The organism is Allobosea spartocytisi (genome assembly GCF_014764685.1).
In the GTDB taxonomy this organism is placed as follows: domain Bacteria; phylum Pseudomonadota; class Alphaproteobacteria; order Rhizobiales; family Beijerinckiaceae; genus Allobosea; species Allobosea spartocytisi.
Genome location: NZ_JACXWY010000001.1, coordinates 198,851 through 224,607 on the forward strand (window position 1 = coordinate 198,851; position 25,757 = coordinate 224,607).

Below are 25,757 nucleotides of genomic sequence, written 5' to 3' on the forward strand. Positions count from 1 at the left end.
CAAGTCCGCCAAGACCCTCCGCGTGATCGTGTCCAGCCTCTCCATGGCTCTCCCCCTCTGACGTTCTCAGGATCGTCAGAACGGAACCCAAGGTCATGGAAGCCTCAGCCACCCGCTTGGAAATCTCACCCAAGGGCTCGGATATGCGTTTCGTAGATATTCAGTCCCGCGTCGCGGGCGTCTTCAGCTTTGTTGCCCCTGCTCGCCCCATCAAGGAAGCGATCCCGAAGGCGGCCAAATTCCTCGGTCTCGGGGAAAGGCGTGTCAGGGCGCTTCACGCGGGCGAAGCCCGGTCCATTGGCTTGGCCGACGACGAAGCTCTCTTCGAGGCCGAAGTCAAAATCTCAGAACACATGCTCACGAAGGAAATGCAGCGCCATGCCGACAGGTTGGAATACGCGGCGCTCCGGTACGCCGCCAAGTCTCCCGATGCGTATGGCGATCGCATTGCTCGATGGCGCGATCTGGTTCGTCGAGTGCGTCGTGTCTTTGATCGAGAGATTGCGTAAATGAGCCTCGTCCCCGCTCTCGCAGAGGCTCATGCAGCCCGCATCGAGCGCCTGAAGCGCATGGGGGCATTGCCCCTGCCTCAAGCTGTCGTGATTCCTACTGGGCCAAGCCGACTGGAGACCGGTGGGGTGCCTCATCTCGCCGGCCGTCGCCGCAATGGGATGCTTTGGGAAGAGCAGGAAATCGAAATCCTGCTGAGCATGGCGGCGGATCGGTTCTCGGCTCGCGCTATCGGGACGAAGCTCCGCCGGTCTTCCAATGCGGTCATGAGCAAGGCTCGCAGTCTTGGCGTTGTCCTTTACATGCGCCCGAGCCGAGAGTTCTTTTCGCCCGCCAGGGGCGAAGAGATCACGGCGCTCTACAAGCTTGTGGTCAACCAAGAGAAAAGCAATAAGACCCGAATTCGGGGCATCATCAACATGTGCGCCGACAAGTACGGCGTTCTCCCGACCGACATTCTTGGACAGGGGCGAAGCGAGGTCGTCGTGCTCGCGCGCCAGCAGGCGATTTGGCTCGCAGCCAATGAAACCGGCCTTAGCTTGATGGAGCTGGGGCGTCAGTTCATGCGCGACCACACCACCGTGATTCACTCTATCCGCCGCGAGAATGACCGTACCGGAAAGAACGTTCGCGGCCTCGGAGGGCGCAAGCGGTGAACATCATCTCCTTCGACCGCCTTCAGAAAGCCCGGCAGCAGAAAGCGCTCCGCGACGAGCAAGCTTTTATCGAAGCCTGCGAGCGAGAACTTGAGAGCCGGCCTCAGGACATGGCCGAACTGATCGAGCGAGCCAAGGCCCGCGCTCGTGACCGGGAGCGCGGTCAATGAACTTCGCAACCCGCGCTCTGGGCCGTCTCCCGGTCGGCACAATGAACAAGACCGAGGCGTCGTATGCGGCGTTCCTCGACACGCTCGTCGCCTGCAAGGATGTGCTCTGGTGGAAGTTCGAAGCCGCAAAGCTCCGGCTGGCTGACAACACGTTCTACAGCCCTGATTTCCTGGTCCTCAAGGCAGATGGCGCCCTCGAATGCCACGAGGTGAAAGGCCACTGGGAAGACGACGCACGGGTCAAGATCAAAGTCGCGGCCTCCATCTACCCCATGCAATTCATTGCCGTGCAGGCCCTTGCCAAGAGCAAGGGCGGCGGCTGGAAAGTTGAGAGGTTCTGATGGCGAATGAAGTCATCGAAGCCGTTCTCTCGGAGCTTGAGAGCGTCGGGATAAAGGGCCGCGTCGAAGTCGGGGGAAAGCATCATTGCGTCCTCTGGTCCGCGCCGAATGGCCCGCAAGAGAAGACAGTCTGCGCCAGCACGCCAGGGGATGTTCGGGCTGTTCTCAATCAGCGTGCCTATATCCGCCGCAAGCTGCGCGAATATGGCTTGCTTGGCGCGTCTGAGCCCGAGGAGCCGGTCATTTCCGGTTCGGCCTCTGTTGCTCTGCGGGAAGGCGTGGCCCGCTGCACGTCGCTCGATATCGCCAAGGACTTCGACAAGGAGCACAAGAACGTGCTTCGGGCGATCGACCAAGTGCGCCGCGATATCGGCCCCGAATTTGATCGGCTCAATTTTGAGCCGATCTCCTACATCGACGAAAAGGGCCGCAGCTACAGGGCTTTCAGCCTGACCCGAGACGGCTTCGTCATGGTCTGTATGGGCTTCACTGGCCCGGCGGCAGCAGCCTGGAAAGCCCGCTACATCGAAGCCTTCAATGCGATGGAGGCTGAACTTGCACGGCTCTCCGTTCCTGCAAACGAGGATGTCCGGGTAGCTCAGATCAAGGGTGATCTCGACGCGCTGACGGACCTTGTCCTTTCGCTACCGGCCCCGCGACAGATCAAACGTGGCCCTTGGGTCAACCCGGTCCATGTCTTTCGCCAGCGCCGCGCAGAGCGGAGGGCGCGAGCATGAGCCGATGGTTTCGCCATTACGCCGGCATGATGCGCGACGACAAGCTCGTGCGTGCCGCGCTAAAGTCCCGCCAGACGGTCGAGCGCGTCGTTTGGGTATGGGGCGCCATTCTCGAAAGCGCTGCGGAGATCGATGATGCAGGACGATACGAGATCGACGCCGCCGAGATCGCCTACTTTCTCCGAGCGGATGAGGCTGACATTCTCAGCATTCTGGAAAGCCTGGAGGGATTGGGCCGAATTCACGCGGGTTCTGTGGCAAAGTGGGGCGACCGTCAGTTTCAATCCGACCGCTCGGCTGAGCGCCAGAAACGTTACCGTGACAAGCGAGCATCGCGGAGTGACGAAGACGCTAACCCGTCGCGTGACGGTGGGGTGACGGTCGCGTCACGTCACAGTGACGCACCAGAAGCAGAGACAGATACAGATACAGAGGAAGAAACAAAAGATGCTGCTAGCGCAGCATCTAGCGCGGGCGCGCCTGTTTTGGATTTGCAAGAGGCAGAAAGGCGCTGCTGCGAGGCTGCGGCTTCCGATCGGCTGGGGTCATTCGCCCCGATAGCGGAGTTGCTTCATCGGCAAGCCGATCTTGACCGCGACATTCTCCCGGCCTTGCGAGCGCGGCCTGCCCCCAAGAACGGTATCCAGTCGTGGCGCTACTACGCCCCGATCATCTCGGAAGCCATGGCCAAGCGCGCACCGCCAGCCTCTGCAAGCGGGCTTCCTAAGGTCTTCATCGTCAAGGACACGCCCGAATGGGCTGAGCGTGTCGCTGCGGGCCACAAGCCGGGGATGACCACCCAGCATCCCCAAACAAAGGCCGAAGGCTGGTACTTCTCCGCCACCCAAAATCCCCCGAACAGCAGGAGCAACGCAGCATGAGCACCGGCAGCATCTTCAGAGATGGTCTCCATGGCGCCTACAGCACCGCTCCCCGCAATTGGGTGGACACCTTCGCTTGCAATTGCATCGGCCCGCGCAACGGTGAACCGCGCTGCCCCTGCGCCATGCGCAACGTCACCGAGCGTGATGGCCGCTGGATCGTGCCTGAGCAGGATCTTGGGCCGGTCGTCCGCCAAAAGCCCACCACCCCGAACGCGAGGGATGAATAGATGGCCAAAGCCGGTCGAAAGCGGAAGCAGGGCGTTCAGCGTACAGCCAGCGGCCAACCCAGCCGCGCAGGAAAGGATCCACGCATGACAGCGCTCGCCCAGCACCACCGCGCCGGCCGGCTTTCCGAATGGCGAGGGACGGCAGTGGGGCGACTTCTGGAAGATACCCCGGCTCTCAACCGGGGTTGCGTCACGAAGGAGCTTCACGAGGCAGCCAATCGCTTCGCCAAGGCATACGAAGGCTGGCGCTCTGCCATGTGCTCGCGCCGCCCTCTCGCGGTCGTCACTGGCGGGATTCCTGGCGAGGAAGACCAGGAACGCACCGCTAAGCTCATCGAGCGGTACGAGGCAGCGAACCGCGTCCTTCAGCAGCAGGGTCATGCAATTCGGCAAGCGACGCACGATCTCGTCTGTGACCACCACGAGGAGAGTTGGACGCCGCCTTTCCACATGGCCTATCATTGCGTAGAGGGCCTAAAGGCTCTCGCGGATCATTATGGGCTAGATTGGCGCGCTCCCGAGCGTCAGGCCGCTTGACAGAGAATCTTGCATCTGCGCATGATATAGACCATAGCGATTTGCGCCCGGTTCAGAGATGGCCGGGCGCTTTTGCATTCTAGGGGGCTCTGGGCCTGAGCAAGGCATAGCTGGTGCAATTGGCAGAGCGCTCTGCCACTGTTCCTGGCACGTGTCCGCCAACGGCGAGGTTCGATTCCCGCCACCCCTGCCAATTCCGCCCGGAGCCCGAAAGGCTGCCGGGCTTTTTCATGCGCCGCGCCTCTGAAAATACAGTGAGAATGCAGTGGCAGGTAAATCGAACCTCAAGCCATTCGAGCCAGGCCAGTCTGGTAACCCAGCAGGGAAGCCCAAAGGCTCGCGCAATAAGCTCGGGGAGGCCTTCATCCAGGCTCTCTACGAGGACTTCACCGAGCACGGGACAAGCGTGATCGAAACTGTCCGCGCCGAAAAGCCCGATCAGTACCTCAAGGTCGTCGCCTCAATCCTCCCGAAGGAGCTGAAGGTCACAACCGAAGTCGAGTTGAACGATGAGCAGCTTGATCAGCGCATCCGTCAGCTCGCCAGCATCCTTGAACTCGCCATTGGAGGCGAAGGCGGAGTTGGCGAAGCTGCTGGCGGAGAAGCAGCGCCGTCGCGATACAACTAAGCTCCAGCGCTATCGGCCCTACGCTAAGCAACGCGAATTCCACGCGGCCGGTGCAGTCCACCGAGAGCGCCTGTTCATGGCGGGCAACCAGCTCGGCAAGACCTATTCAGGGGCGGCAGAGGCTGCGATTCACTTGACGGGGGATTATCCCGTTTGGTGGCAGGGCCGGCGTTTCGATAGGCCGGTGCGCTTCTGGGCTGGTTCTGAGACTAACGAGGTCACGCGAGACGGCGCGCAGCGCTTGCTTGTAGGGGAGCCGAAGGACGAGGCGCAGTGGGGAACAGGGCTTATCCCGAAAGCCTCGCTGCTAGATTGGACGCGGCGCCAAGGCGTCCCCGACGCGCTCGACGGCGTCATGGTCCGCCATACGACAGGCGGCATCAGCATCCTCGGGTTCAAGTCCTACGACATGGGCCGTACGAAGTGGCAGGGCGAAACGCTCGACGGTGTGTGGTTCGACGAAGAGCCTCCGTCTGACATCTATTTCGAGGGCTTGACGCGCACGAATGCCACGAACGGCATGGTCTATCTGACCTTCACGCCGCTTAAAGGCATGTCGGATGTGGTCCATCAGTTCATCCAGGATTGCGGGCTGGAATGACCAGGCACATCACCCGTATGACGATCGAGGATGCGGAGCACTACACCCCAGAGCAGCGAGCGGCCATCATCGCGAGCTACCCGGCGCATGAGCGGGACGCGCGCACGAAGGGCATCCCAACGCTCGGCAGTGGTCGCGTGTTCCCGCTCTCCGACGACGACATATCCTGCGAGGCTCCGGAGGTTCAGCGCGCGTGGGTACTGATCGGCGGCGTGGACTTTGGGTGGGACCACCCGACCGCAGCGGCGAAGCTCGCATGGGATCGCGACGCGGACGTTGTCTATGTCATCGCCAGCTATCGGAAGCGTGAGGCAACGCCGATCATTCATGCGGCCGCGCTGAAGCCGTGGGGCGTGAAGCTCCCATGGGCATGGCCTCACGACGGGTTGCAGCATGACAAGGGCTCGGGTGAGCAGCTTGCTGAGCTTTATCGCAAGCAGGGCCTGAACATGCTCCCCGAGCGCGCGACGTTCGAGGACGGCACGAACGGCGTGGAAGCAGGGGTTCTCGACATGCTCGACCGTATGCAGACCGGTCGGCTCAAGGTCGCGAAGCACCTGACAGAATGGTTCGAAGAGTTCCGGCTGTATCACCGCAAGGATGGGAAGATCGTGAAAGAACGCGACGACCTTCTATCCGCTACGCGATACGCGCTGATGATGCTTCGGTTTGCTGAGGCCGTGCGAGAGCCGAAGGAGCGCAAGCTTCGCATCGGCGGCCGGCCCGGCGGGTGGATGGCGGCATGACGACGCTTCCGCAGGTCGATACCGACGACGACAAGCGCAAGGACGCCTCAGACGAAAGTAGCGAACTCGTTCGCGAGGGCCTGAAGCTTTACGACGATTGGCGCCTGCGCGAGCTGGCCAACATCGAAGCCGGTTACGACGATCTGGAGTTTCGCGCCGGCAACCAATGGCCGATCGATGTGCTTCAGCAGCGCGTTGCCGAGGGGCGCCCTTGTCAGACCATCAACCAGATGGGCCAATACGTCCGTCAGGTGACGGGCGACATGCGGCAGATGCGCCCTGCTATCAAGGTTGTGCCGATCGACGACAACGGCGATGAAGAACGCGCCGAAGCGATGGGCGGGGTGATCCGCTATATCGAGAACAGGTCCGACGCTCCGGGCGTCTATTTCCAAGGCGCTGACAGCCAGGTCACATGCGGCATCGGCGCTTGGCGTATCACGACCGAATACGCCAGCGACACGACGTTCAATCAGGAAATCCGCATTGCTCCGATCGAGGATGCAATTGCGGTCGTCTGGGATCTCGACGCTGTTCTTCCGACCAAGGAAGACGCGATGAAATGCCTCGTCCCGTTCGACATCTCGCGGGACAAGTTCAAGGCGATGTTCCCGAAGGCGATTGCCGAGGACTTTGCCCCCACCGGGTTGCTCGGCAGCCTTGGGCATCTCGATTGGTCCACGACCGAGACAGTTCGCATTGGCGAATACTGGTACAAGAAGGCCACGAAGAAAACGCTGGCCCTGATGCCTGACGGCGCGATCGAGGATTGCACCGACGATAAGGAGCGTGCTGCCGAACTGACCGCCCTGGGCGCTCGCATTGAGAAGCGAGACGGCTTCAAGGTCTACCGCTGCCTCATCACGGCAAGGGAAGTGCTGGAAGGCCCGACCGAATGGCAGGGCTCATATATCCCGATTGTTCCGGTCATTGGCGAGGAAATCCGCATCGGGCGCCGGCTCGTTCGCCATGGCGTGGTGCGCTTCGCCAAAGACCCGCAGCGCACCTACAACTACATGTCCTCTGCCGAGACGGAGGTCATCGCGCTTCAGCCGAAGGCGCCGTTCATCGGAACGGAGAAGAATTTCGAGCAATATCAGGATATTTGGGAGTCCGCGAACCGGACGAACCATCCGTATCTGCCGTATACACCGGACCCAGCGAACGGGAACCAAGCCCCGAGCCGTGTGGCCCCTGCTGTAGCCTCGCAGGGCATCACCGAGGGCATTGCGCGCGCCGCTCGCGATATTCAGGCTGTCATCGGCATCTACAACGCTTCCCTTGGCGCTGCCTCGAACGAGACGAGCGGCAAGGCTGTCATTGCTCGTCAGCGCGAGGGCGATACGGGGACGTTCGTTTATATCGACAACTGGTCGCGAGCGATCCGCTACACCGGCAAGATCCTCGTGGACCTGATCCCGAAGATCTACGACACCGCCCGCGTGCTGCGCATCGTCGGTGAGGACGGCAAGACCGAGACGATCGAGATCAATCAGGTTGGCGGCATGGATGCCGATGGCGTCACGCCTCTGATCTGGAACGATGTCACGACCGGCGCCTATGACGTGGCCCTTCAGATGGGTCCGAGCTACACGACGAAGCGCGAGGAAGCCCGCGACGGTATGCGTGAGCTGATCCAGGCGCAGCCAGCTCTGTTCCCTGCCATTGGCGATCTATACGTCAAGGCACAGGACTGGCCCATGGCGGATGACATCGCTGATCGTCTGCGAATGCTGGCACCCCCGCAGATCCGCGCTCAAATCGAGGCGGATTCCAAGAAGCCGATGCCACAGCCGCCGCCGGACCCGGCTCAGGTACAGGCGCAGCAGACGGAAATGGCGATCAAGCAGGCAGAGGTCGAGACCAAGCAGGCGCAGGCTCGCAAGGCCGTTGCCGACGCGGACAAGGCTGAGATCGAGTTGCAGCAGATGCAGATCGCGCCGCTTGTCGATGCGATGAAGCCCGAGCCGCAGCCGCAGCCGCAGCAACCAGACCACGGCCCGACGCTAGAGAACATGGCGACCGCCATTGTCGAGCTCCAGCATGCAGTAAGCCAGATCGTGCAGGCGATCAGCCAGCCGCCACCGCAAGAGATGCCAACCGATATGCCCCCGCAGGGCATTCCGATGGATCAGCAGCCGCCCCAACCGGGCGGCTTTTTTAATGGCGGACAGCCGCCGGCATAACCCTCTTCACGCAGGCGTTCGCATGACGCGGACGCCGCGATGATGACCGCAAGCCGCTCCTCTGGGGCGGCTTTTTTCTTGGGCAACACATGATCGAGGAAAATGAAACGGTCCTCACGGATGCCGATCTCGCGCGTTCGGACGACCCGAAGAAGAATGAAGCCGAAGCCGTCACCCCCGAGGCAGCCGAGGATCAATCCGCCGAAACCGAACAGGTTGAAGGCGAGGAGACCGAGGGAGCCGAGGACGAAGGTGGCGACAAGGACGATGAAGGCGAGCGACCGCGAAAGAAATCGCGCTCCGAACGCCTGAGGTCACAGCTAGAGCGTCTCAGGGCTGAAAATGCCGCGCTCCGTTCGGGATCGGCCGCAAGCGCCGTGGCGGATGGGGAAGGTATCGACGCCGAAGTGGTCAAGCGTATCGGCAAGCCTCCGAAAGAGGAGGATTTTGCTGGCGACTACTTCGCTTATGACGCCGCTCGGCAGGCCTATGAGGTCGATAAGCGTCTCACCACCCGGCAGGTGTCTGAAGCGATTCAGCAGCGGCAGGAAGGCGAGCGCACCCGCGTTGCGGAACTGATCGAAGACTATCAGGACCACTGCGCTGAAGCCGCAAAGGCGATGCCCGACTTCTTCAAGGTCGTGCAGGACCCTGGCTTCGTCACGTCCGACCTCGTCAAGCGCTTCATTCTCGACGCCGGGGATAAAGGCCCGCTCGTCGCCTATCACCTCGCCAAGAACCCCCGCCTGACCGCCCGCATCAATGCGCTCGGTCCGATCGATGCCGCCCGCGAAATGGGCCGCATCGAGGGGATGGTGTCACCGCCCAAGGCCCGCACCGCTACGAGCGCCAAGCCGCCCGTGCAGACGCCCAAAGGCTCTGCCGCGCCGCGAAACGCCAGCAGCGACCTCGATGCATGGCTCAGCAACACCTACGGGAACCCCAAACGAAGCTGAGCCTTCTTCCAGAAGGTAGCCAGTCATGGCCAATACCATTGTCACCCCGTCGATCTTCGCGGAAGCGGCGGTGAAGATCCTCGACAACGAACTCGTGATGGCCAACAAGGTCTTCCGTGCCTACGAAGGCGAGTTCGACAAGAACGTCAACGGCTATAAGGTCGGTCAGACGATCTCGATCCGCAAGCCGACTGACTTCACGGTTCGCTCGGGCTCCACTGCGTCCACTCAGGACATTGAGGAAGGTTCGACCAGCATCACCGTCAACCAGCAGAAGGGCGTGGACTTCAAGCTGTCCTCGACCGAACTGACGCTGCAAATCGGTGATCTTGCCGAGCGCGTTATCCGCCCCGCCATGGTTCAGCTCGCGAACCAGGTCGATGTGGACGTGATGTCTCTCTACAAGGACGTTCCCAACTGGGTCGGCACTCCCGGTCAGGTCGTGAACTCGTTCGCAGACTTCGCCGTCGCCCCGACCCGGATGGACCTCACGGCTGTCCCGCTGGACAACCGCACCGCCGTCCTGTCGCCCACTGACTACTGGGCAATGGCCGGCTCGCAGACCTCGCTGTTCGTCAACGGCATCGCTCAGCCTGCCTATCGCAAGGGCTCGATCGGTGAAATCGGCGGTCTGGACACCTACCAGGCGCAGAACATCCCGACGCACACCGTGGGTCCGCTGGGTGGCACCCCGCTGGTCAACGGCGGCTCGCAGAACGTCACCTACGCCTCCGTCAAGGATACGGGTCAGCAGACCCTTATCACTGACGGCTGGACGGCTGCGGCTGCGGCTCGCGTGGTCCAGGGTGACGTATTCACGATCGCTGGCGTTTACGACGTGAACCCGGTCACCAAGGCAACCCTGCCGCATCTGAAGATGTTCGTCGTCAAGGCGGCGGCATCCTCGGATGGCTCGGGCAATGCCACGCTGACCATCTCGCCCCCGATCATCACTTCGGGTGCGTTCCAGACCGTCTCCGCTGCGCCAGCCGATAACGCTGCCCTGACGTTCAACGGCACCGCTGCGACCGGCTACGCCCAGAACCTGGCGTTCCACAAGAACGCTTTCGCTCTGGCGATGGTCCCGATGGAGCTGCCGCCCGGTGCGGTCACCCCGACGCGCAAGTCCTACAAGGGACTGAGCGTCCGCGTGATCCCGTACTATGACGGCACCAACGACGTGTCGAACTGGCGTCTCGATATCCTCTACGGGATCAAGACGGTCGATCCGCGCCTTGCGGTTCGCTTCAACGGCACGCCGTAAGGCTCTCCATCACGACAACGGGGCGGTCCTTCGGGGCCGCCCTTTTCTTTTCGGAGGACGGCAATGACCAAGGAAGAGAAGACAACCCCGACCTGGGGTTACCACGAGACAGAACAGCCCCGCATTTTCGATCTGAAGGAAGGCGAGAGCCTGCCCAAGGGCTGGGAAGACACCCCGGCGGCTTTCGAGGAAGACGGCGACGACAAGCCCAAGCGGCGCGGCCGGCCTCCCAAGACTGATATCAGCGGCGATTGAGCTATGAGCTACAGCAAGGCCGATCTCATCGAGCAGGCGCTTGCTGAGGTTTACGCGCTCGCCAGCGGCCAGACCCCGAACGCCGACGATTCCGCAAGGGTCGAAAAGCGCGTCGCCGCCACCTTGGCGGCCCTGGCCAAGACGAATGCCTATTACATCCCCGACAGCGACGACATCGACGACAGCATTTTCAATGCCCTCGTTGAGTACATGGCGCAGGTCTGCCGGACCTCGTTCAACCTGCCGCGCGACAAGCAGGCGGAGCGAGACGCCGAAAACGAGCTTCGCCGTCTCGCTCGGATGGGAACGGGGACGGGTGGCCCGCTGCGCGTTGATTGCGCCCTGATCCCGAACCGGCGGCGCTTCTATTACGGGACATCGGACTGATGCCCGGCACGCCGTTTCCTGTCCCAAAAAGCTCGACGCCGGGCTCTAGACCAGGGGAAGGCGAAGGGCGGCTCTTCAACTGCTATAGCGTGACGGAGGGCGACCGCAGCTATGTGCGCCGGACGGCTGGGCTCGCGCAGCTCGTCGCCACGGGCAAGACGGGCATTCGCGGCCTGATCGATGTCAACGGCGTGCTGTACGTCGTCTTTACCGGCTCTGTTGTCACCGTCTCGGGCTCAACCGTCACCACGCTGACGGGCTCGATCCCCGGCAGCGATGGCGTGACGCTGGCGCGCAACAATAAGGTCACGGGTGGGGCCTCCACACCCGACATCGTCGCGGTGCGCGAGAGCGGCGGGGCTTATGTCCTCACCTCCAGCGCGGTCAGCACCTACCCCGATGCTGATCTGCCCGCGACCGTCAATTCCGTCACTTTCCTTGGCGGCTTCTTCATCTTCTCGATTGCGGACGGACGGATCTTCGCGTCCGAACTCAATTCGACTGACATCAATGCGCTGAGCTTCGCCACGGCTGAGGCTCGCTCCGATGGGCTGGTTCGCGTCATCGTACGCGGGAACATCCTTTACGCCATGGGCGGCACGACAGTTGAGCCGTGGTCGAACCAGGGCCTTTCGCCATTCCCGCTTCAGCGATCCCCGACCGTGCTTCAGGTCGGTTTGCTGACCACCATGGCCGTGGCTGGCATGGAGGACACATGGGGCGGCAACGGATATTTCGTCTCGTCAGACAAGCGGGTCATGACCCTTGCGGGTTATGAGACGGCACCGGTTTCGACGCCGGATGTCGAGCGCTTCATTGCTGCCTCTACGGTCTCCACGATCGAGGTGTCAGCCTTCATCTGGAAGGGGCGCTCCTTCATCGCGATCAACAGCGATCAGGGCTCTTGGGTTCTCGATGTCGCGGCCAATTCCTGGCACGAGCGCGGGAGTACAGGGTCCGATCGCTGGCGCGCGAAGTGGTCGATCTATTCCGGTAGCCAGTGGGTGTTCGGGGATCGCTTGAGCGGCGATCTGCTGGTCATGTCGGACACTCTGACGGAGAACGGCAGCGCGCTCGGGGGCTTCATCCAGACCGGGCCGCTCAAGGATTTCCCTGCGCGTGTCGCGGCGAAGCTGAGCGCCGATTTCACCGAGGCAGTCATCACGATCTATGTGAGCTGGTCGCATGATGGCGGCAAGACGTGGTCAACCGAGCTACAGCGCTCGATCACCGACGCTGAGAAGTGGCCTCCCAGCGTCTCGAATCTCGGGCTTTCGACGCACAACGGCATCATCGCGAAATTCAGGTGGGAAGGGCCGCAGGACTTCGCGTTCATGGGCGCGGTGGCTAATCGAGTTGTGACCGGGGGCGTCTGATGGCTGACGTTGACCCCGACTCGATCCCATTCATCCCGCCGGCCGATATCGTCCTCACGAAGCCGAACGACGGCAAGCCGACGACCGCGTTTCATGACTGGATCACGTCGCTCTGGTCGTGGATGAAGGTCAATGTCACCGATCTCACCACGAAGGTCACGACGCTCACGAATTCGCTCGGGGACACAGAGGCGACGGTAGAGGAACACAGTCAGGCGCTGACGGACGGGACGGGGGCCTACGGTTCCTTCATCACGTCGATCAACACCAAGTCCAACAACGCGACGGCCAGCGGGGAGATTTATTTCGCTGCGAAATCCGCCCCGACAGGGTCGGCAGCGGCCTATGGCATCTATCTGACGGCAGGGGACTACTACACCGGCCTTGAGATGCTGGCGACGAGCGGCGGCGGTTCTGCCATCGGCCTCACCGCCAGCCAGTTCATGTTCACCGACAGCGGCACGGCGCAGCAGGTTTTCGGCTATTCGGGCGGGGTCTTCTATTTCCAGGTTCCGATCGTGATCCAGTCCGGCACGAGCGGCGCGCGGCAGGTCATCACGAACGAGAACACCAAGATCTACGACAGCAGCAACGTCCTGCGCGTCGCTATCGGCGTGAACATCTGATGGCGGTCGGTCTCAAGACATGGGACGCGGCCGGAAATCTGATCATCGACACGGCAACCCGCATGTCGCGGGTCATCGGCATGACGGGTGTTTCGGCGGGGGCAACGGGATCGATCACCGATGCCGGCTTCGCCACCGGGGCGCCTTACTGCATCGCCCTGAGGGTGAGCGCAGGAACGCCAACGGGCATCGATAACTCGCTGGTGTCGCCGATCATCTCCTTCTCGGGGACGACGATGAGCTACAACGTCGCCAGCCCGGCCGGCGATCATTTGCTGATTTACGGCGTGTACTGATGGCAACCGGCATCAAGATCTACAACGATGCCGGGACGGTCCAGATCGACGAGAGCTATGCGAACCTCGTTCTCGTAGACAAGCAGACGATCACGATCTCCACGCCGGTCACGACGGCCTATGATTATACGTGCTCGGGCGATGTCGTCGCGGTGGCGGTCAAGGTCTACCCCGAAACGTTCATCACGAAGTCAGCCCAATTCACCGGGACGGGCTGGGTCTACCGCTTCCTGTTCTTCAACAATCCCGACACCACTGGTACCTGCACCTTTACCGTCTATGCCTTCGCAAAGCCGCCCGCCGCGACTGAAACGGTCGGACTGAAGGTTCTCAATGCCTCTGGAAGCCTCGTCTTTCACTCGCAGTTCAAGCCGTTGCGCATTATCGCCGTGAACAGCAATGCCGGTGGCTACACCGGGCCTGGCGGGCGTGATCTGGCCGCCATGTTCCTCACCATGTCGCTCTACAGCGTCGTGCTCTTCCCGAGCACTGTGTACGAGTCCGACACATTGCGCATCACCGGAAACGTGATCCAGCACAGCCGCATCCAGATCGGCACGCCAGCGATTGCCGGCATCAACACGACTGGCCTCTACGCCGCTGTCGATGTGACGAACTACTAAAACCTCAAGGACATTGCCATGGGTCTTTTCTCTGGGACGAGCGCCCGGAATGCGGGCATTTGGGCGTTTAACCAGGCTCAGGACGCCGCCAACAGGGGGCAGGGCATCCTCGATACGGCGCAGGGCAATGCCTTGGGCGCCCTCGGCCAGGGTTTTGGTCAGGCGCGAACCGATCTCAACACGAACTACAACGGTGCTATCGACCGGCTAAATCCGTGGGTGACGGCCGGCACAGGCGCGCTCGGGACGTACCAGGGCTCGCTAGGCCTCGGGGGGCAGGCTGAGCGCGACGCCGCCGTCTCGCAGTTCCAGAACTCGCCGGGCTATCAATACGCGGTCGATCAAGCCTCGGACGCGACGGCCCGCAAGGCTTCCGCGCTTGGTGCTCTGGGCTCTGGCAATACGATGGCCGCCATCGCTGACCGGGCGCAGAACATGCAGAACCAGGAGTATGGCGCCTGGCAGGACCGACTGAATGGGCTGAGCACGCAGGGCATGCAGGCGGCCGGCACGCAGGCTGGCCTACAGGGCCAGCTCGGCAGCTCTCTCGCCAATCTGGGCGCGCAACAGGGCAATGCGGAGGCCGGCATCTATACCGGCATGGCAGGGCTTGGCCTGAACAACCTCTGGAACGGCACGAACACCGGCATCGGGGCGGTGACCGGCGCGCAGAAACAGGCCCGAGACAACGTCAATACAGGATTGAATTTCGGCGTGAACCTGGCCGGCTCTGGCCTGAAGCTGCTTGGGCTGGGGGCGTAGGATATGGCAGCATATTCCTTCGACGGCGCGTTCGCGAACGTCAATTCAGCGATCGGGGACATCGGCAAGCGGTTGGAAGACCGTCGAACGACGGATGCACTGCTTCAGGCCTATGACCAATCGGCAGGGCTTGGAGGCCCGATTGCCCCGCAACCGCGACCCCTAGCGAACTTGGGGGCGTCTCCTGCGAACTATTTCACGCAGACGAGGTCAGCCGAAAGCTCTGGGAACGACGCCGCTCGCAACCCCGCTTCCAGCGCCACTGGCCGCTACCAGTTTCTGGGCGGCACTTGGGCCGGATTGATGAAGTCGAACCCGGAGCTTGGGCTTACGCCGGATGGCCGCACCGACCCGCAGCAGCAGGAACGGGCCATGCGCGCCTTCACGGCGCAGAATGCTCAAGCGCTGCAAGCCAAGGGCATCCAGCCGACAGACGGCAACCTCTACATGGCGCATTTTCTCGGTGCTGGAGCGGCCCCGAACTTCATCAGTGCGGTCCAGCAAGATCCGAGCGTCCCCGCCATGTCGCTCGTCACCCCGCAGGTCGCGGCAGCGAACAAGGGGGTATTCTTCAACCCGGACGGCACCCCCAAAAGCGCTGGAGAGGTCTATCAGCGTATGACTGGCCGGTTTGGCAACGGCGCGACTGCCATTGCCCAAGTTCAGGGTGGCGATGCGCGGGCCGATGTTCCCGCGCCCGGTGCCGTGCCGACCGAAGGAACGATGCCGCAGGCTGCTGCCCCAGCAAGCCCCCAGAATACCAACGGCCAGATGATCCGGGCTCTTCTAGCCAATCCCGGTACGCGGGCCGCTGGGCTTCAGCTTTGGCAGCAGGTCGCGACCGGGAAACAGTTCGGCTTTCAGGTCGTGGGGGATCAGCTCTATCGGACCGACCCTCGCACGGGGACTGTCGAACCGGTTGGAGTGTCAAAGCCGGTCACACCTGTCACCGTCAGCGAGGGCCAGACGCTTGTTGATCCACGGACGGGGCAAGTTGTCTACCAGGGGCAGGCGAAGGAAAAGAGCCCCGTCAGCGTTCCCGAGGGCGGGACTCTCGTAAATCCGCAGACGGGCGAAGTAGTTTACCAGGGCGCTGTCGGGAACAAGGCACGTCAGGACGTGGCCACGCGGGAGCAGATCGCGAACGAACAGGGCTACCAGGGGGAAGACCGCAAGTTCTTCATCGCGAACGGGAAGCTCCCGACCGCTGGCGAGAAGACCACGGAAGGTCAAGCGAACGCAGCTCTCTATGCTGACCGGATGAAGGCCGCCGATGAGATTCTGTCGAGGCCAGAAATCTCAGAGTCTTCGCTTTCACGCACCCAGCGCACACTTGCTGGCGTCCCGGTCTATGGCAACAGTCTTGTCTCGCCACAATTCCAGATGGCGGACCAGGCACAGCGGGACTTCATCAACGCAGTGCTGCGGCGTGAGTCAGGCGCGGCCATTTCCGAATCTGAATTCGACAACGCCCGAAAGCAGTATTTCGCACAGCCCGGAGACGGCAAGGATGTGCTGGCGCAGAAGGCGAGGAACCGACAGACCGCTATCCAAGGCATTGGGAATGCGGCCGGACCTACCTACGCTAAGCGCCAGATGCAGCAGCAGCCGCAATATCGGGAAGGCCAGCGCGCCAGCAACGGCCAGCAGACAATCGTTTTCCGCAATGGACAGTGGGTGCCTGAGTAATGGCTGAGCTTCCTGCTGGCTTCCAACTTCTCGACGAGCCCGCCAGCAACACCGGCAACGGACCCCTCGTCGTCACGGTCAGGCCGAACCAGAGGCCAAGCACGACGCCCGCACCGGACGCGCTGCCCGGCGGGTTCAAGCTTCTCGATGAGCCGCCGCCTCAGGCCGCCCCTGCTCCTGAAGTGTCGATGGGCCGTTCTGCGCTGCTCGGGGCGTTGCAGGGCGCAACCTTCAACTTCGGTGATGAGATCGCCAGCGGCATCAATGCCGGCATCGACTATGTGACTGGTCAGGCTCCTGACGGTATCGGGGCGGCTTATGATCAGCGCCTTGCTTCTGCCCGGCAGCAAATGCAGGAAGCCGAAAAGGCAAACCCCGGAACATTTCTCGCCGGGCAAGTCGGCGGCGGTATCGCCACTATTCCTTTCACCCCTGTTCGGGCTGGCGTCGCTGGTGGCCTCGCGACCGGCGCGGGGTATGGCGCTCTAGCCGGCGCTGGCGGCGGGGAAGGCGTTGGGAACCGTCTCATCGGGGCCGGCGTAGGAGCTGGTGTTGGCGGCGCGGTAGGGGCGGCTGTCCCAGCAGCGATCGGTGGCGCCCAGGCACTCTATGGAAAGGCTCGCGATGCTATTGGCTCTGCCACCGGAACAGTGCGCGGTGCGCTGAACGCGGACGCCGAAGCCACCCGCCGCGTGCAAGCTGCTTTGGCCCGAGACGCCGCAATCGGCGCTCCTGCCCTTGACGAAGCCGGGCTCGCAGCGGCACAGGCGGCCGGGCAGCCTGTCCGCGTCGCTGACATTGGCGGCGAAACCACACGCGCATTGGCCCGCTCAGCGGCTAATACCTCTCCAGAAGGCAGGCAGGCGCTTCAGGGCGCCACCGGTAATCGCTTTGAGACGCAGGGCAACAGGGCTGTTGAGTTCGTCCAGCGCCTCGTGGGCACGAATGGCGATGCCGGGGCGACGAGGGAGGCGCTGAAATCAGCGGCCCGCGCGGCTAATCGATCAGCCTATGGTCGAGCCTATGCGCAGGGCTCCGCGAACGTTTGGGACGACACGCTTGCTACCATAGCGCAGGCCCCTGCGGTTCAGGCAGAAATCCGAGATGCGACGCGGCGCAGCGCGAACAAGGCAGCGGCCGAAGGGCAGAGGCCAGTTAGCAACCCGTTCATCGTCGGAGAAGATGGCGCGCTGGCCATGAAGCCAGGTGTATCGCCATCCCTTCAATTCTGGGATGTCGTGAAGCAGGGGCTAGACGACCAGATCGAGAAGCTTCAGCGTGCCGGCGGCGGCGGGGAGATGAACGACCTCATCGCGCTTCGCAACGCGCTCCGCGATCATCTCGACGAGATCGTCCCAACCTATGCAGCGGCCCGCAAAGGCGCCGCCGCAGCATTCGGCGCAGAGGATGCACTTGAAGCCGGTGGCAAGTTCGTCACGTCGAGCATGTCGAACAATGATGCACGGCGGGCCATCGCTAAAATGTCAGAGCCTGAGCGCAAGATGTTCGCGGAAGGCTTTGCATCCAGTCTCATCGAGCAGATCAACCGCACTGGCGACCGCCGCAATCTCATCAATCAGATTTGGGGTACGGCACGCGCACGAGAGCGCATCGAGATCGCGCTAGGCAAGGACAAGGCGCGAGAACTGGAAGCGTTCGTGAACGTCGAGAGCGTCATGGACATGCTGCGCACCGCTGTTTCTGGGAACAGCACGACTGCGCGCCAGCTCGCGGAGATCGGGTTGGCCGGCGGCGGTGCCACCTACAGCATGGGCTCTGGCGACCCAAAGGCTATGACCTATGGGCTTCTGCTGGCTGGCCTTAGTCGTGGGCAGCGAGCGATTGACGCTCGTGTCGCCCAGCGAGTAGCCGAGATGCTGTTGTCAACCGATCCGAGCGCGGTCCAGAAGGCCGCCCGCACGGTAGCGAAGAACAAGACGCTACTGGAATCGATCAAGGGCGCGGGGGACTATCTGACGAAGGCTATCGGCCCTGCCGCCAATGAGAATGTGGCAAAGCCGCTGGAGCTGACAGTTCGTCCATATTGGAGCCCTTCAAGCCGAGCAGCCGAACAGGATGACGGCGAACGTCGCTAGGAATACCAAGGTAAGCTTCATGGCAGCGTATTCAGCCTGACGACATAAGTTGAGCTTTCACGTCCCCAATCACAGGAGCATAGCATGAACCAGGCAGCGCAAAACGCCATCGGAAGTCTCGGACTGGGGAACCGAAGTCTCTCTCAGCCGTCCCGCGAAGCCGTTATGGCAGATGTCCAGCGCCTCACGGGTAGCCCCTCATTCAATCTGGCCCGTCATGCAACAAGCCACGTGACCCAAGCTGCCGAGATTGCGAACAGCCTTCCCGAGGACGCGGACGAAGCGGCTGCGATTCTGGCGGATGCAGCCCGCTTTCACGCGGTGATCCGCGATCGGAAGGCGTCAGCCGTTTTCGCGAACGTTCTTAGCAAGGTGGCTGAGTAGCGTATCGACATGGAAAGCGCCCGGCAAAGATTCTGTCTTTTGCACAGCAGCGAGGTAGATGCTCTTCACTTGGTCGGCTGAAAGCACGCCGGCTTTTTGAAGCTCCTCCACAAGTGCCATTGCAATGGCAGCGCCAGCCCCGAGCTTCGCGGCGCCTTCGTCGTAGTGAATCGTCATCCCAGCCTCCCGTTTCCCCGATCCTGACCGCGACGCTATCCCGAGTCGATAGCATTTCGCGCCCGACTTTCTGGCTATTCCAGCCAAGCCCCGCCTCACCAGCGGGGCTTTTCTTTTAGGAGCCGCCTCATGGCAGCAGCCTACGAATGGACCGCATCGTGCACCGATGACGAGACGTACATCCGCACACTCACGCTCCTGAAGTCGGATGGCTCTCTGTTCGAGGTGGATGATTACGCCTTCGAATACAGCCTCAAGGGATGCGGCGCCGATCTGCTCCTCGATGAGACGGGCGGCATCTCCAAGAACGCCCTGACCGCAACCCTGACGATCTCGCCCGGCGTCGATGTTCGGCTCCAGCGCGGCACCTACAACCACGGCCTGCGCAAGCGGAACTTGGCGACCGGTCAAGTTGATCAGATCGCAGACGGCACGCTCACTGTGACGGAAGGCAATTTCTGATGGCGGACAAGCTCGTCCTTAAGCAGCAGAGCGCGCTGAAGCTGCGGTTCCAGGCAGGCGCAACCGGGCCTGCCGGAACGATTGCCATCGGCACTGTCGCGACCGGAGCGGCCGGCTCAAGCGTCATCATCACGAATACCGGAACGCCAGAGAACGCCGTCCTGAATATCACCATCCCTCGGGGTGATCAGGGCTACAAGGGATGGGCTCCCATCTTGGCTGTCGTGACAGACAGCGCCCGCCGTGTGTTGCAGATTTCAGATTGGGCCGGCGGCGAAGGAACGAAGCCGGCCGCTGGGTCGTACATCGGCGCGACTGGGCTTGTTCCCGATATCGCCAGCGCGGTCGATATTCGCGGTCCTCAGGGCGTTCAAGGGCCGCCCGTCTCCGATGGTGACAAGGGCGATATCACGGTCTCCAGTTCCGGCGCGGTTTGGACAATTGACGCTGACGCTGTCACGGATGCGAAAGTCGCTACACCAGCGACGCCGGCAGATGGCATCGACGGGAACAAGATCCGATATCAGGACGGGATCGACAGCTTCGCTCGACCGCTTGTTGTTCGTGACCGCGAATGGATGTGGATCACCGACACGGACCAGATCACCGGAAACGGAACGTCGGATGACACGACCGGTGTCAACAATGCCATCCAGAAGGCGTGCAGCGCCGGCAAGACGCTGCTGATCCCCGACAACATTGTGATTCGGTTGACTTCGCCTGTTGTCAACTACAACAACCTGCCGCTGAAAATCAGGGGCGGCAGCGTCGAGCTGAACGAAGGCATGAACTTTGGCGGCGTCAATACGCGCGGCCCCGGCTCGTGGTTTTTCCTAGATCATTCCGGTATCGGGTTTCACCTTTCGGGGCGTGCGAACGCTCCGCCTGTCGTTGGCAACACTTTTACCATTTTCAAAGGCATCGGAACTTTCCGCACGCAACCCACGCCGGGGGCCGGGTGGGCTCCGGCCGCTCATGATTACGATTTCAAGTTCACGCAGTGTTCCGGCGATATTGACGATTTGACGCTGCTCAATCCGACAAAGGGCTTGCTCTATGAGTCCGGGCGTGCCGGCCAGCTCAACATCGGCAAAATCCGTGGCCAGCCACTGACTGAAGGGCTTGTCGTCGGGGACGCGTACGATGTCATTCGCTGCGCGGACCTGCACTTCTGGCCGTTCTGGGCGAACGAAAGCAACGTCCTAGCCTATCAGCGCGCTAACGCGACCGGGATTATCCTCAACCGCTGCGATGGTCCGATGTTTGAGCGTGTGTTCACGTTCGGGTACCACCGAACCATCGCCATAGGCCAATTCCCTGGGAGTGGCCCCGACCGACCGGCCGGCACCACCTATCACGGTAGCTTCGGAACCGTGTACGCCGATCTTGGTGGTACCGGCATCTACGTCGATACGGCTGCCTCGGCGGCGACATTCGACGTGCAGCGATTGATCGCGGCGCAGGACTCTTCCGTTACGACGAATGTCCCTAGCGTTTATATCAGCGGCAGTTACGCGCGTATTTCAATTGACCACCTCATGACCGACAACGTGTGGGGCAGCCCGGTAATTATTGACGGAGCCAATAGCGAACTGCAAATCGCCCGCGCCGAACCGCGCGTTTACAACCGGGGGGTTGGCGGCTTTCCGGCAATCGTTGCTGCGGCGTCTGGTGCCATTATTCAGGTAGACCAAGTCATGCCCAACTGGTCGGGAAGTGGGGCGCCACTCGTTGGAGAAGCCGGGGGGGGCAAAGTCACGGGGCTCAGGAGTGTCGGAGTCGGTACGATTTTGAACGGCAGCTCCGCCGCGACCATCGCGCACAGCCTCGGAATTACGCCTCGCGGCGTGAACTTCACGCTGGTAGGCGCGGGCGCTCAGACTGCGGGGTCGTTCATCCCGCGCGTGGCAGCAATGGATGCAACAAATTTCAGCGTTGACGTTGGCGTAGCGGTTGGTGCCAACCGTGATTTCTGCTGGGAGGCGTTCTTTTGAACCGGGGCGGCCACCTGATCAGTGCAGCAGCCAGCAGACCAGATCTAGATAATTCAGGGACATTTGACGCTGACGGATAAGGCTAATAATAGCCGGCCATGGGACTTTTTCGGCTCCTGCTGGCGTTTTGCGTCCTCTACTCCCACGTCTTCGGACCGGTGGCAGGGTGGAACATCGGCGTCGTGGCCGTAATCTCGTTCTTCGTGATGAGCGGGTACGTCATGACCCTCCTCATCGCCAAGCATTATCAGGGGATAGAGGCGATTCCGAGCTTCTATCTCGACCGAACAGCCCGGCTCTTTCCGCAGTATCTGCTTTACCTCGCGATCACGTTGGTGGCTGTCGGCCTGCTACCGATCACGGACAACTTCGTCCAAGATCGTTCTCCGAGCGCCGTCCTGCTGAACGCGCTGATGCTGCCGGCCGGGTTCTATATGTTTTTCCTGGAGCGGGCGCTCTATATCCCACCGGCTTGGTCGCTCGGACTGGAGCTCTCGTTCTATCTGGTCTTCCCGTTCTATCTGCTGGGGAATCTAAAGGCTCGGACCGTCGCCGTGCTCGGGTCCGTCGCGGTCTTCGCTTTGGCGGTGAGCGGTTACATTAACAGCGATTGGTTCGGCTATCGCTTGTTGCCCGGTACGTTCTTCGTCTTCATCGCTGGTGCCTGCTTGGCGCGGCCGTCGATACTTTCCGGCCGGTATCCAGTAGCTGTCGTGCTGGGCTCGCTTTTTGTCTTCTGCGCCCTTGCTGCCTTCCGTGCAGATTGGTTCGCGCTACCGTACAACAAGGAGGTGCTTTTCGGGACCATGATCGGCGTCTCAGCCGTCGCAGCCCTTCGGAACACGAAATTCTCGGCAACTGACGAGCTTTTCGGAAGCCTCTCCTATGGCGTCTTCCTCAACCACTTCGTGATCATGTGGGTGCTCGATGTTGCTCATGTCTCGCGGCTCGCTGTCCCGGCTGTATCAGTTGCCGTGGCGTTCGCCAGCTACAAGTTTGTCGAGGAGCCGGCGCTGAAACTCCGCCAGAGACTGCGGGCCTCGCGTCTCTCCGCAAGGACCGCCTAACCGCTTCAGTTCCTCAATCCCGCTGATCGCTCGCCCGAAGTCGCTCAGAGCGCCAACATCCCACTTCAGACCAACCCGCCCTTCGAGGCGGGTTTTTTATTGCCGAGGTGCCAGCATGACACGACGCATCAGCCCTGAAGGGCTCGCTCTCATCAAGCAGTGGGAGGGCTGCAAGCTCACGGCCTATAAGGACGTGGCTGGGGTCTGGACCATCGGATACGGCTCGACCGGGCCGCATGTGACGGCCGGCCTGAAGATCAGCCAGGAAGAGGCTGACCAGCTTCTGCTTGCCGACCTTGACCGCTTCGAGCGCGCTGTTGAGCGGCTGGTGAAGGTGCCTCTGACCGATGGCCAGTTCGCGGCGCTCGTATCCTTCGCATTCAATGTGGGCGAGGGAGCTAAGGGCTTCGCCGGCTCTACGCTGCTGAAGAAGCTCAATGCGGGCGACTATGCCGCTGTGCCGAAGGAACTCATGAAGTGGGTGAATGCGGGCGGCAAAAAGGTCTCCGGTCTCGTCAACCGTCGCGCTGCTGAAGCCGGCCTCTGGGCCAAAGGCTCGTTCGTCTCCTCGAATACCGTTGAGGCTAAACCTGCGAAGCCCCCCGTTCTGACGATCGATAATGCGGTCAAGGTGGCGACGCCCGCCAGCGCGATCCTCCAGAACTTCACCAGCGGTCCGGCTCAAATCATCCTCGCAGTGGCCTTCGTGATCGGCGCCGCCTTTCTGCTCTGGAAGTTTGTCCTGAAGCAGCAGGAAGCCTCGGCATGATCTCCACCCTCTGGACCCGCTTCGCCGGGTATATCGCAGCCCTCGGGGCGCTCCTGGCTCTGATCGTAGGCGCCTTCCTGAAGGGGCGCTCTGACGGAAAGGCCATCATGGCGGAGGAGCAGGAGCGCCACCGCCGCGAAGCCATCGAAGCGAAAAGGAAGCTCGACAGTGAGATCGATAATTTGGCTCCTGCTGACGTTGACGCTCGCCTGCGCCAGTGGCTGCGCAAAGACAGTCGGTAATTTCTGCGACGTGTCGAGCCCCATCAGGCCTACCGCCCGTGCCGTTGCTGCGATGTCTGATCGCGAGAAGGCGGACATCCTCAAGCACAACGAGTATGGCGAGGAACGCTGCGGATGGCACCCGTGAACATGCGCGTCAATGACGATGGGAAGTTCTTCGGTCGCGTTGTGGCGGCCTTCGCGGGAGCTGTGCCTGTCCTCCTGTTCGGCGGCGTTCTCTGGTGGTCTGACGCCCGCAATGCCGACAAGCAATCTGCCGAATCCATCACGCGCATTGAAAAGCGAATGGACGCCGTCGAGGAAGCCCAGCGCAAGCAAGCTGAGCAGGCCGCCGCTGACCGCCAAAAGCTCGCAGAGCTGAACACCACCGTCCAGAGCATGAACAAGACTACCGACCGGATCGATAGACGGTTGGAGACGCTTTACGACCGCCTCGTTGGCGGTCCTGCATCGCGGCCCTGAGCCGCAACCCTCTCGCGAACCTCGCGAGGCGCGTCTGAGCCGATCACAGCCGGCGCGCTCAATATCGAACGGAGGATCTCCCAACTCCTGATTAGCCTCCTCGGAAACTATGGTCCTTGCCGCTCAGTCCTTCGGGGCTGGGCGGTCTTTTCGTCGTTCCAATCACCCGCCAAGCTCTTTCCCAGCTACGGCCGCCAGATGCTCGGAGAAACTGCCTCGATATTCGCGTATGACCCGCATCCCATGGCGAAATGTGATCAGGTCATACGGATAGGCTCTCTTGGCCGCTTCAAACGCAGCTTCAGCGCTGGCGAAGCACTTGCAGTATGCTGCCTGCTCCTTGATCGTGGTGCCATCGGGCCACCAGACATCGACGAGCCAGACTGCGTTGAACATCGTGAAGGCGGTTCCCATCGGCCATAGATTCACGATCCGTTCTTGTTTGTCGAGTCTCACTCTCCCTGCGCCTGGATGGCTGCAGCAGCCCGAAGGAACGGGCACCACCCCTGTGTCGGATCATGCAGCCAACAATGCGTGTGGTCGAGGTCGTCGCAGTCCTCGTCAAAATCGCGGCAGCGGTGCTTATCCGACATCGCGTCGTCGGCCGTCTCGCCCGGCACCGAGGCAGGGGATGTGTCAGCGCTCATCGCGGGGCTCCAAGGCGGCGCGGCCAGCTTCGGTCAGCCGGCAGATCGAATAATTCGGCTGAAAGCCCTTCTCCGCAGGCTCGATCAGCCCCATTGCGAGCAGCTTCTTCCCGACATCGCGACGAACGCCGCCAGCATGGTAGATGGAGGTTTCCTTTCCATCCCATTTTGCAAGGGCTGCAAGCTGGGCTTTCGTCAGCTTAGCCATGGTCGTTCTCCTTGGCGGGGTTTATTTCCGGGATCGCGAACCTCAATTTGCGCAGTTTGGCGAGATGCTTTTCAACCGACGCAATTTTGCTGCCGCGCATCTCCTCGGCACGCTTCAGGGCTTCGGCTGGGTCCGTGGTCCAGTGTTTGCCGTGGTAATACGACGGGAAGCCATTTTCCTGCCTGACCACGACCATGTCGGATGAAGCGTCCTTCTCGGCATCGGCGACGATGAGGCCGGTGCTGAGTGCATACTTCGTGATGATGACCTTGATCATCTCAGCCATCGTCCCGCTCTCCTGCACGTGCTTCATGAAGGGCTAGGCGGCCGCTTTCGGTCAGGGACCAACGGCGCGGCTTCATCAGCACCTCGACGAGTCCAAACCGGCGCATACGCTGGCGGATTTTGTCTTCCTCCCGATCGGCCGGCTTTAGTCGCCAACCGATGCTGACGCGTTGGAGGAAATCACGCTCGTTCGGATCAAGTTTCATCTTGGGTCGCCTCCTTCGGCATGGCGGGGCGGGAGGGGTCTTTTGAGTGCGCATCCGCGAGGCCGGCTTTCCGGTTTTCCAGAGCCGATAGAGCGGCATCAGCGCACGCAAGCCACGGCAGACGCGCGGCTTTAGCCATCGCGTCCCAATGCGGCGCGCCAGAACCTGGCCCGCGATTTGGATGCCGCGCCTCGTAAATCTTGCGAGCAAGCGCCCAGCGCTGCTTCACATCGTGGGCGATGTTAAAGATCGGGGGCCCTCCGGCTGGGGTGTCGGGCCGCATCCGCTTGAGATGTTTCCA

The 25,757-nt window shown here is 61.8% G+C and carries 33 protein-coding genes and 1 pseudogene; 28 read left to right on the plus strand and 6 right to left on the minus strand.

Annotation, left to right across the window (positions count from 1 at the left end; all coding sequences use genetic code 11):
* The first annotated feature begins 95 nt into the window (after positions 1–95).
* From IED13_RS00965 to IED13_RS01075, 22 genes and pseudogenes are all read left to right on the plus strand, one after another.
* On the plus strand, positions 96–509 hold the full coding sequence (locus tag IED13_RS00965; RefSeq protein ID WP_191123065.1) for a hypothetical protein: 414 nt from the start codon (positions 96–98) through the stop codon (positions 507–509).
* On the plus strand, positions 510–1,166 hold the full coding sequence (locus tag IED13_RS00970) for a helix-turn-helix domain-containing protein (RefSeq protein ID WP_191123066.1): 657 nt from the start codon (positions 510–512) through the stop codon (positions 1,164–1,166).
* A complete protein-coding gene (locus IED13_RS00975; protein WP_191123067.1) occupies positions 1,163–1,336 on the plus strand; it encodes a hypothetical protein in 174 nt (57 codons plus the stop codon). The genes IED13_RS00970 and IED13_RS00975 overlap by 4 nt, the downstream gene beginning before the upstream one ends.
* Positions 1,333–1,677: a DUF1064 domain-containing protein gene (locus IED13_RS00980; protein WP_191123068.1), complete on the plus strand. Its 345-nt coding sequence runs from the start codon at positions 1,333–1,335 to the stop codon at positions 1,675–1,677. Before IED13_RS00975 ends, IED13_RS00980 begins: the two co-directional genes overlap by 4 nt.
* Complete coding sequence (locus IED13_RS00985; protein ID WP_191123069.1) at positions 1,677–2,414, plus strand: Rha family transcriptional regulator; 738 nt, start codon at positions 1,677–1,679, stop codon at positions 2,412–2,414. The genes IED13_RS00980 and IED13_RS00985 overlap by 1 nt, the downstream gene beginning before the upstream one ends.
* Entirely contained in the window at positions 2,411–3,295 is an 885-nt protein-coding gene (locus tag IED13_RS00990) for a hypothetical protein (RefSeq protein ID WP_191123070.1), read from the plus strand. Before IED13_RS00985 ends, IED13_RS00990 begins: the two co-directional genes overlap by 4 nt.
* The gene (locus IED13_RS00995) at positions 3,292–3,525 is read left to right on the plus strand and encodes a hypothetical protein (protein WP_191123071.1); all 234 of its coding nucleotides are present in this window, start codon (positions 3,292–3,294) and stop codon (positions 3,523–3,525) included. The genes IED13_RS00990 and IED13_RS00995 overlap by 4 nt, the downstream gene beginning before the upstream one ends.
* Before the next feature lie 84 nt (positions 3,526–3,609).
* Positions 3,610–4,062, plus strand: a complete 453-nt coding sequence (locus IED13_RS01000) for a hypothetical protein (protein ID WP_191123072.1) — start codon at positions 3,610–3,612, stop codon at positions 4,060–4,062.
* Between the two features lie 265 nt (positions 4,063–4,327).
* Positions 4,328–4,690, plus strand: a complete 363-nt coding sequence (locus tag IED13_RS01005; protein ID WP_191123073.1) for a DUF5681 domain-containing protein — start codon at positions 4,328–4,330, stop codon at positions 4,688–4,690.
* A pseudogene (locus IED13_RS29040) lies at positions 4,584–6,037 on the plus strand (terminase large subunit domain-containing protein). The gene IED13_RS01005 and the pseudogene IED13_RS29040 overlap by 107 nt, the downstream one beginning before the upstream one ends.
* Positions 6,034–8,223: a portal protein gene (locus IED13_RS01020; protein WP_191123076.1), complete on the plus strand. Its 2,190-nt coding sequence runs from the start codon at positions 6,034–6,036 to the stop codon at positions 8,221–8,223. The pseudogene IED13_RS29040 and the gene IED13_RS01020 overlap by 4 nt, the downstream one beginning before the upstream one ends.
* An 89-nt stretch (positions 8,224–8,312) precedes the next feature.
* Complete coding sequence (locus IED13_RS01025; protein WP_191123077.1) at positions 8,313–9,179, plus strand: hypothetical protein; 867 nt, start codon at positions 8,313–8,315, stop codon at positions 9,177–9,179.
* A gap of 25 nt (positions 9,180–9,204) precedes the next feature.
* Positions 9,205–10,443: a P22 phage major capsid protein family protein gene (locus IED13_RS01030; protein WP_191123078.1), complete on the plus strand. Its 1,239-nt coding sequence runs from the start codon at positions 9,205–9,207 to the stop codon at positions 10,441–10,443.
* A gap of 63 nt (positions 10,444–10,506) precedes the next feature.
* A complete protein-coding gene (locus IED13_RS01035) occupies positions 10,507–10,698 on the plus strand; it encodes a hypothetical protein (RefSeq protein WP_191123079.1) in 192 nt (63 codons plus the stop codon).
* 3 nt (positions 10,699–10,701) lie between these two features.
* Positions 10,702–11,085 carry a hypothetical protein gene (locus tag IED13_RS01040; RefSeq protein WP_191123080.1) on the plus strand — a complete coding sequence of 128 codons (384 nt, stop codon included), beginning with the start codon at positions 10,702–10,704 and terminating at the stop codon, positions 11,083–11,085.
* A complete protein-coding gene (locus IED13_RS01045; RefSeq protein ID WP_191123081.1) occupies positions 11,085–12,461 on the plus strand; it encodes a hypothetical protein in 1,377 nt (458 codons plus the stop codon). The genes IED13_RS01040 and IED13_RS01045 overlap by 1 nt, the downstream gene beginning before the upstream one ends.
* Positions 12,461–13,087, plus strand: a complete 627-nt coding sequence (locus IED13_RS01050; protein ID WP_191123082.1) for a hypothetical protein — start codon at positions 12,461–12,463, stop codon at positions 13,085–13,087. Before IED13_RS01045 ends, IED13_RS01050 begins: the two co-directional genes overlap by 1 nt.
* A complete protein-coding gene (locus IED13_RS01055; RefSeq protein WP_191123083.1) occupies positions 13,087–13,383 on the plus strand; it encodes a hypothetical protein in 297 nt (98 codons plus the stop codon). Before IED13_RS01050 ends, IED13_RS01055 begins: the two co-directional genes overlap by 1 nt.
* Positions 13,383–14,006, plus strand: a complete 624-nt coding sequence (locus IED13_RS01060) for a hypothetical protein (RefSeq protein WP_191123084.1) — start codon at positions 13,383–13,385, stop codon at positions 14,004–14,006. Before IED13_RS01055 ends, IED13_RS01060 begins: the two co-directional genes overlap by 1 nt.
* A gap of 18 nt (positions 14,007–14,024) precedes the next feature.
* Complete coding sequence (locus IED13_RS01065) at positions 14,025–14,768, plus strand: hypothetical protein (RefSeq protein WP_191123085.1); 744 nt, start codon at positions 14,025–14,027, stop codon at positions 14,766–14,768.
* A gap of 3 nt (positions 14,769–14,771) precedes the next feature.
* A complete protein-coding gene (locus IED13_RS01070) occupies positions 14,772–16,457 on the plus strand; it encodes a hypothetical protein (RefSeq protein WP_191123086.1) in 1,686 nt (561 codons plus the stop codon).
* Positions 16,457–18,553 carry a hypothetical protein gene (locus tag IED13_RS01075; RefSeq protein WP_191123087.1) on the plus strand — a complete coding sequence of 699 codons (2,097 nt, stop codon included), beginning with the start codon at positions 16,457–16,459 and terminating at the stop codon, positions 18,551–18,553. Before IED13_RS01070 ends, IED13_RS01075 begins: the two co-directional genes overlap by 1 nt.
* Before the next feature lie 342 nt (positions 18,554–18,895).
* On the opposite strand, the gene IED13_RS01080 is transcribed toward IED13_RS01075, so the two are convergent.
* Positions 18,896–19,114, minus strand: coding sequence for a hypothetical protein (locus IED13_RS01080; RefSeq protein ID WP_191123088.1), 219 nt, complete (start codon positions 19,112–19,114; stop codon positions 18,896–18,898).
* A gap of 129 nt (positions 19,115–19,243) precedes the next feature.
* Here IED13_RS01080 and IED13_RS01085 point away from each other — a divergent pair, with 129 nt between their 5' ends.
* From IED13_RS01085 to IED13_RS01110, 6 genes are all read left to right on the plus strand, one after another.
* Positions 19,244–19,576 (plus strand): hypothetical protein, encoded by a 333-nt coding sequence (locus tag IED13_RS01085; RefSeq protein WP_191123089.1) that lies wholly within the window; start codon positions 19,244–19,246, stop codon positions 19,574–19,576.
* Positions 19,576–21,570, plus strand: a complete 1,995-nt coding sequence (locus IED13_RS01090; RefSeq protein WP_191123090.1) for a hypothetical protein — start codon at positions 19,576–19,578, stop codon at positions 21,568–21,570. The genes IED13_RS01085 and IED13_RS01090 overlap by 1 nt, the downstream gene beginning before the upstream one ends.
* Positions 21,571–21,668: 98 nt before the next feature.
* Positions 21,669–22,637, plus strand: coding sequence for an acyltransferase family protein (locus IED13_RS01095; protein WP_191123091.1), 969 nt, complete (start codon positions 21,669–21,671; stop codon positions 22,635–22,637).
* Between the two features lie 115 nt (positions 22,638–22,752).
* Positions 22,753–23,406, plus strand: a complete 654-nt coding sequence (locus IED13_RS01100) for a lysozyme (RefSeq protein ID WP_191123092.1) — start codon at positions 22,753–22,755, stop codon at positions 23,404–23,406.
* Positions 23,403–23,648: a hypothetical protein gene (locus tag IED13_RS01105; protein WP_191123093.1), complete on the plus strand. Its 246-nt coding sequence runs from the start codon at positions 23,403–23,405 to the stop codon at positions 23,646–23,648. The genes IED13_RS01100 and IED13_RS01105 overlap by 4 nt, the downstream gene beginning before the upstream one ends.
* Before the next feature lie 123 nt (positions 23,649–23,771).
* Complete coding sequence (locus IED13_RS01110; RefSeq protein ID WP_210323451.1) at positions 23,772–24,110, plus strand: hypothetical protein; 339 nt, start codon at positions 23,772–23,774, stop codon at positions 24,108–24,110.
* Between the two features lie 162 nt (positions 24,111–24,272).
* On the opposite strand, the gene IED13_RS01115 is transcribed toward IED13_RS01110, so the two are convergent.
* The 5 genes from IED13_RS01115 to IED13_RS01135 are packed head-to-tail and all read right to left on the minus strand — an operon-like array spanning position 24,273 to position 25,456.
* Entirely contained in the window at positions 24,273–24,566 is a 294-nt protein-coding gene (locus IED13_RS01115; RefSeq protein ID WP_191123095.1) for a hypothetical protein, read from the minus strand.
* Complete coding sequence (locus tag IED13_RS01120; RefSeq protein ID WP_191123096.1) at positions 24,563–24,757, minus strand: hypothetical protein; 195 nt, start codon at positions 24,755–24,757, stop codon at positions 24,563–24,565. The genes IED13_RS01115 and IED13_RS01120 overlap by 4 nt, the downstream gene beginning before the upstream one ends.
* Positions 24,747–24,965, minus strand: a complete 219-nt coding sequence (locus IED13_RS01125) for a hypothetical protein (RefSeq protein WP_191123097.1) — start codon at positions 24,963–24,965, stop codon at positions 24,747–24,749. Before IED13_RS01125 ends, IED13_RS01120 begins: the two co-directional genes overlap by 11 nt.
* Complete coding sequence (locus IED13_RS01130) at positions 24,958–25,251, minus strand: hypothetical protein (protein ID WP_191123098.1); 294 nt, start codon at positions 25,249–25,251, stop codon at positions 24,958–24,960. Before IED13_RS01130 ends, IED13_RS01125 begins: the two co-directional genes overlap by 8 nt.
* The gene (locus IED13_RS01135) at positions 25,244–25,456 is read right to left on the minus strand and encodes a hypothetical protein (RefSeq protein ID WP_191123099.1); all 213 of its coding nucleotides are present in this window, start codon (positions 25,454–25,456) and stop codon (positions 25,244–25,246) included. Before IED13_RS01135 ends, IED13_RS01130 begins: the two co-directional genes overlap by 8 nt.
* Positions 25,457–25,757 lie beyond the last annotated feature (301 nt).

What these genes read in the sequence shown, in the direction of transcription:
- IED13_RS00985 (WP_191123069.1), top strand. Translation starts at nt 1,677, where the DNA reads ATGGCGAATGAAGTCATCGAAGCCGTTCTCTCGGAGCTTGAGAGCGTC.
- IED13_RS00980 (WP_191123068.1), top strand. Translation starts at nt 1,333, where the DNA reads ATGAACTTCGCAACCCGCGCTCTGGGCCGTCTCCCGGTCGGCACAATG.
- IED13_RS01055 (WP_191123083.1), top strand. Translation starts at nt 13,087, where the DNA reads ATGGCGGTCGGTCTCAAGACATGGGACGCGGCCGGAAATCTGATCATC.
- IED13_RS01125 (WP_191123097.1), bottom strand. Translation starts at nt 24,965, where the DNA reads ATGGCTAAGCTGACGAAAGCCCAGCTTGCAGCCCTTGCAAAATGGGAT.
- IED13_RS01050 (WP_191123082.1), top strand. Translation starts at nt 12,461, where the DNA reads ATGGCTGACGTTGACCCCGACTCGATCCCATTCATCCCGCCGGCCGAT.
- IED13_RS01100 (WP_191123092.1), top strand. Translation starts at nt 22,753, where the DNA reads ATGACACGACGCATCAGCCCTGAAGGGCTCGCTCTCATCAAGCAGTGG.
- IED13_RS01120 (WP_191123096.1), bottom strand. Translation starts at nt 24,757, where the DNA reads ATGAGCGCTGACACATCCCCTGCCTCGGTGCCGGGCGAGACGGCCGAC.
- IED13_RS01080 (WP_191123088.1), bottom strand. Translation starts at nt 19,114, where the DNA reads ATGACGATTCACTACGACGAAGGCGCCGCGAAGCTCGGGGCTGGCGCT.
- IED13_RS01035 (WP_191123079.1), top strand. Translation starts at nt 10,507, where the DNA reads ATGACCAAGGAAGAGAAGACAACCCCGACCTGGGGTTACCACGAGACA.
- IED13_RS01090 (WP_191123090.1), top strand. Translation starts at nt 19,576, where the DNA reads ATGGCGGACAAGCTCGTCCTTAAGCAGCAGAGCGCGCTGAAGCTGCGG.
- IED13_RS01065 (WP_191123085.1), top strand. Translation starts at nt 14,025, where the DNA reads ATGGGTCTTTTCTCTGGGACGAGCGCCCGGAATGCGGGCATTTGGGCG.
- IED13_RS01020 (WP_191123076.1), top strand. Translation starts at nt 6,034, where the DNA reads ATGACGACGCTTCCGCAGGTCGATACCGACGACGACAAGCGCAAGGAC.
- IED13_RS01060 (WP_191123084.1), top strand. Translation starts at nt 13,383, where the DNA reads ATGGCAACCGGCATCAAGATCTACAACGATGCCGGGACGGTCCAGATC.
- IED13_RS01030 (WP_191123078.1), top strand. Translation starts at nt 9,205, where the DNA reads ATGGCCAATACCATTGTCACCCCGTCGATCTTCGCGGAAGCGGCGGTG.
- IED13_RS01075 (WP_191123087.1), top strand. Translation starts at nt 16,457, where the DNA reads ATGGCTGAGCTTCCTGCTGGCTTCCAACTTCTCGACGAGCCCGCCAGC.
- IED13_RS01130 (WP_191123098.1), bottom strand. Translation starts at nt 25,251, where the DNA reads ATGGCTGAGATGATCAAGGTCATCATCACGAAGTATGCACTCAGCACC.
- IED13_RS01070 (WP_191123086.1), top strand. Translation starts at nt 14,772, where the DNA reads ATGGCAGCATATTCCTTCGACGGCGCGTTCGCGAACGTCAATTCAGCG.
- IED13_RS01095 (WP_191123091.1), top strand. Translation starts at nt 21,669, where the DNA reads ATGGGACTTTTTCGGCTCCTGCTGGCGTTTTGCGTCCTCTACTCCCAC.
- IED13_RS00990 (WP_191123070.1), top strand. Translation starts at nt 2,411, where the DNA reads ATGAGCCGATGGTTTCGCCATTACGCCGGCATGATGCGCGACGACAAG.
- IED13_RS01040 (WP_191123080.1), top strand. Translation starts at nt 10,702, where the DNA reads ATGAGCTACAGCAAGGCCGATCTCATCGAGCAGGCGCTTGCTGAGGTT.
- IED13_RS00995 (WP_191123071.1), top strand. Translation starts at nt 3,292, where the DNA reads ATGAGCACCGGCAGCATCTTCAGAGATGGTCTCCATGGCGCCTACAGC.
- IED13_RS01025 (WP_191123077.1), top strand. Translation starts at nt 8,313, where the DNA reads ATGATCGAGGAAAATGAAACGGTCCTCACGGATGCCGATCTCGCGCGT.
- IED13_RS01045 (WP_191123081.1), top strand. Translation starts at nt 11,085, where the DNA reads ATGCCCGGCACGCCGTTTCCTGTCCCAAAAAGCTCGACGCCGGGCTCT.
- IED13_RS00970 (WP_191123066.1), top strand. Translation starts at nt 510, where the DNA reads ATGAGCCTCGTCCCCGCTCTCGCAGAGGCTCATGCAGCCCGCATCGAG.
- IED13_RS00965 (WP_191123065.1), top strand. Translation starts at nt 96, where the DNA reads ATGGAAGCCTCAGCCACCCGCTTGGAAATCTCACCCAAGGGCTCGGAT.
- IED13_RS01000 (WP_191123072.1), top strand. Translation starts at nt 3,610, where the DNA reads ATGACAGCGCTCGCCCAGCACCACCGCGCCGGCCGGCTTTCCGAATGG.
- IED13_RS01105 (WP_191123093.1), top strand. Translation starts at nt 23,403, where the DNA reads ATGATCTCCACCCTCTGGACCCGCTTCGCCGGGTATATCGCAGCCCTC.
- IED13_RS01085 (WP_191123089.1), top strand. Translation starts at nt 19,244, where the DNA reads ATGGCAGCAGCCTACGAATGGACCGCATCGTGCACCGATGACGAGACG.
- IED13_RS01135 (WP_191123099.1), bottom strand. Translation starts at nt 25,456, where the DNA reads ATGAAACTTGATCCGAACGAGCGTGATTTCCTCCAACGCGTCAGCATC.